At 72.9% G+C, this 3,746-nt stretch carries 2 protein-coding genes; both read left to right on the forward strand.

All coding sequences use genetic code 11. The annotated features are described in order from the left end of the window. Nucleotides 1–1,974, forward strand: a 1,974-nt coding sequence (locus ACWEN3_RS43390; protein WP_452983331.1) for an HAD-IC family P-type ATPase, incomplete at its 5' end; no start/stop codon positions are given. 293 nt (nt 1,975–2,267) lie between these two features. Next, nucleotides 2,268–3,746, forward strand: a 1,479-nt coding sequence (locus ACWEN3_RS43395) for an LCP family protein (protein ID WP_452983334.1), incomplete at its 3' end; no start/stop codon positions are given.

The raw sequence follows: 3,746 nt of genomic DNA on the forward strand, positions 1-3,746 counted from the left end.
GACGTGATGTCGCGGGCGATGGCGAGGCGGGAGCGCATCGTCGAGTCCGGGAAGATCAGGGGGTTGTCGGCGAGGGCCGCGGTGTCCTTGGCCGAGCGGCGGGGACCGAGCGCCTTCGACCGTTCCGTCCAGGGCGTCTCCTGGATCCTGATCCGGTTCATGCTGCTGACTCCGCCGCTGGTGCTGATGACGGGCGCCGCGCTGCGCGGCCGCGGTCTGGAGACGCTGCCGTTCGCCGTCGCGGTGGCGGTCGGCATGACCCCGGAGATGCTGCCGGTCATCGTCACCACCTGCCTGGCCCGTGGAGCGGCGCTGCTGGCCCGCACCCACGGGGTCATCGTCAGACGGCTGCCCGCGCTGCACGACATCGGTGCCGTCGACGTGCTGTGCCTGGACAAGACGGGCACGCTCACGCGGGATCTGCCCGTGGTGGACCGCGCCCTCGGCCCCGACGGCCGGGACGACGACCCCGAGGTGCTGCGGTGGGCCACCGTCAACGCGTGGTGGACCCTCCAGCTCGCCGACCTGCCCGAACCAGACGCCCTCGACGAGGCGATCCTGGACGCGGCCGACGAGGACGTCCTGCTGGCCCACGACGGCGTGGCCGCCCTCCCGTTCGACCCGGTCCGCCGCCTCGCCACCGCCGTCGTCCGCACCCCCGGCCGCCTCGGGACGCACACCCTGGTGGTGAAGGGAGACGTCCAGGCCGTCCTGGAGCGCTGCGCGCTCACCGACGAGGAACGCCGGGGGCTGCTCGTCCAGGCCACCCGCGCCGCGGACGACGGCCTGCGCGTCCTGGCCGTAGCCACCGCCGAGCGCCCCGCCCGCGGCCGCGCGTACACCCCGGCCGACGTGCGCGGACTCACCTTCCGCGGGCTGGTCACCCTCCGGGACGCGCTCGCGCCCACCGCCCGCGACGCGCTCGGCGTCCTCGCCGAACGCGGCGTCACCGTCCGGATCCTCACCGGCGACCACCCCGGTACCGCCGTCCGGGCCTGCCGCGATCTCGGCATCCCCGTCCCCGAGGACGGCGTGCTCGACGCGGACCGCATCGACACGTTCACCGACGCCGAACTGGCCGCCCGGGCCCGCCGTACGACCGTCTTCGCGCGCTGCACCCCGGCACACAAGGCGCGGATCGTCCAGGCCCTGCGGGCCGCCGGGCACACGGTCGGCTTCCTCGGCGACGGCGTCAACGACCTGCCCGCGCTGCGCGCCGCCGACGTGGGCATCGCCCCGCGTGACGCCGCCGACGTGGCCCGCGAGCGCGCCGACCTGGTGCTCGCCCGCAAGGACCTCACCGGTGTCGCGCACGCGGTCGGCGCGGGCCGGCACGCGAGCGACAACATCGCCTCCTACCTGCGCATCACGCTGTCCTCCAACCTCGGCAACGTGATCGCGATGCTCTCCGCGGGCCTCCTGCTGCCCTTCCTGCCCATGCTCCCCGCCCAGGTCCTCGCCCAGAACCTGTGCTTCGACGCCGCCCAGCTCGCCTTCGCCCACGACCGCCCGGCCCCCTCGGTGCTGCGCCGGCCGACCGAGCTGCGCCCGCGCGACCTGCTGCGCTTCATCACCGGGTTCGGGGTGCTGAACGCCGTGGCCGACCTGGCCACCTTCGGCGCGCTCGCGCTGGCCGCCCACGGGACGGGCACCGGGGACGACGAGGCGGTGTTCCACTCCGGCTGGTTCACCGAGAACCTGCTCACCCAGGCCCTGGTGATGCTGTTGCTGCGGGGGGGCCGCCGCGGCGCCGAGGGCCACCGGCCCGGCCCGGTCGCCTGGGCAGCAACCGCCCTGGCCGGCATCGGCCTGGTCCTTCCCCCCTCCCCGCTCGGCCGGCCACTCGGCCTGACCGCCCTGCCGGGCATGTACTACACGCTCCTCGCCGCCGTACTGGCCCTCTACGCCGCGGGTCTGCTGGCGGCCCGGGCCCGTTACGCACGCGGCCGGGGCACCTCGGAAACGGGCCGTTGAGACGGAGCGGCCCGCCGGCCGTACCCACAGGGGGGCCGCCCGATCACCGCGCTCACAGGAGAGGCGCGTAGACTCCCGCTGCCGTGCCGCCCCGGGCGCGGCGGCCATGAGATGCCTCACCTGTGAATGTGGTGTGCATCTGTGCTGCTGGGGCCGCAAGTTTGTTAGATTGCGCAACTACGCAAGCGAAGTGGGGCGGCGGCGCCCCGCGTTCTCGTACACCGCCGCGCGCATGCCTGGCCGTACCGTCGACGGCCCGGCCTGACGGGCCCGACCGTTCATGGGAGTGGGAGATGAGCGACCCGTGGGACAGGCCGGCAGGCCAGGCCACGCGAAGCCGCGGTGACCGGGTGCCCGGACAGCGCATGGCCGAGTCCGACGGAGCGAACCTTCCGGGTGGCCGGGCCGCGGCCCGGGCCGCGGCGCGCTCGCGCGGCGGCTGGGGGGCTCGCCGGGCCCGTCCGGTGCCCCGGGGCAGGCGTGCGCTGAAGATCCTCGGCATATCGCTGTCCACGGCCATCGTGGTCACCGCCGGTGCGGGCTGGTGGTTCTACGAGCATCTGAACGGCAACATCCACAGCTTCTCGCTCGACGGCAAGGGCGGCACGGAGAAGGCCGACGCCTTCGGCCGCACCCCGATCAACATCCTGGTGATGGGTTCGGACGGCCGGACCAGCAAGACCGACTGCGCACTCGGCGGCGGCTGTTCGAAGACCGGTGTGCAGACCGGCAGCAACGCCGACGTGCAGATGGTCGTGCACATATCGGCCGACCGCTCCAACGCCACCGTGATGAGCATCCCGCGGGACACCATGACCCACGTCCCCGCCTGCAAGGACAGTGAGAACGGCCAGTCCACGCCCGGCTACTACGGCCAGATCAACAGCGCGCTCCAGTACGGCCCCGCCTGCCAGGTGGCCACCGTGCACCAGCTCACCGGCATCCCCATCGACCACTTCATCAAGCTCGACTTCTCCGGTGTGGTCAAGATGTCCGACGCGGTCGGCGGTGTCTCGGTGTGCGTCAGCGACGACGTCTACGACACCTACTCGCACCTGAAGCTGTCCAAGGGCGACCACACCCTGAAGGGTGTCGCGGCCCTGGAGTTCGTCCGCTCGCGGCACGGCTTCGGCGACGGCAGCGACCTGGGCCGCACGATCTCGCAGCACATCTTCCTCAGCTCGATGATCCGCAAGTTCAAGAGCGCGGGCACGCTCACCGACCCCACCGCAGTCTACGGCCTCGCGGACGCCGCCACCAAGGCGCTGACCGTGGACGACGGCCTGGGCAGCATCAACAAGCTGATCTCGCTCGCCTCGGACGTGAACAAGGTCCCCACCAAGCGGATCACCTTCGCGACGATGCAGACGACCGACGACCCGTCGAACCGCAACCGCGTGCTGGTGGGCCAGGGCGCCAAGACCCTGTTCTCCACCATCGCCAACGACCAGTCCCTGACCAACGGGTCCGGTAAGAAGTCCTCGGCGGCCTCGGCGACCGCGAAGGCCACCACGCCGGCGGTGCCGGCCTCCCAGATCGCCGTGACCGTCGAGAACGGCACGACCGTCACCGGCCGCGCCTCCGCGATCGCCACCGCGCTGACCGACCAGGGCTTCAGCTCCGGGACGACCACGGCCAACGCCCCGAGTTCGGCGGCGAGCACCACGCTCACGTACGGCACGGGCCAGAAGGCCGAGGCCCAGACGGTCGCCAAGGCGCTCGGCCTGCCCTCCGGGCATCTGCAGCAGGGCTCCGGCACGGGCCTGACCCTG

The sequence above is a fragment of the Streptomyces sp. NPDC004561 genome (assembly GCF_053602155.1).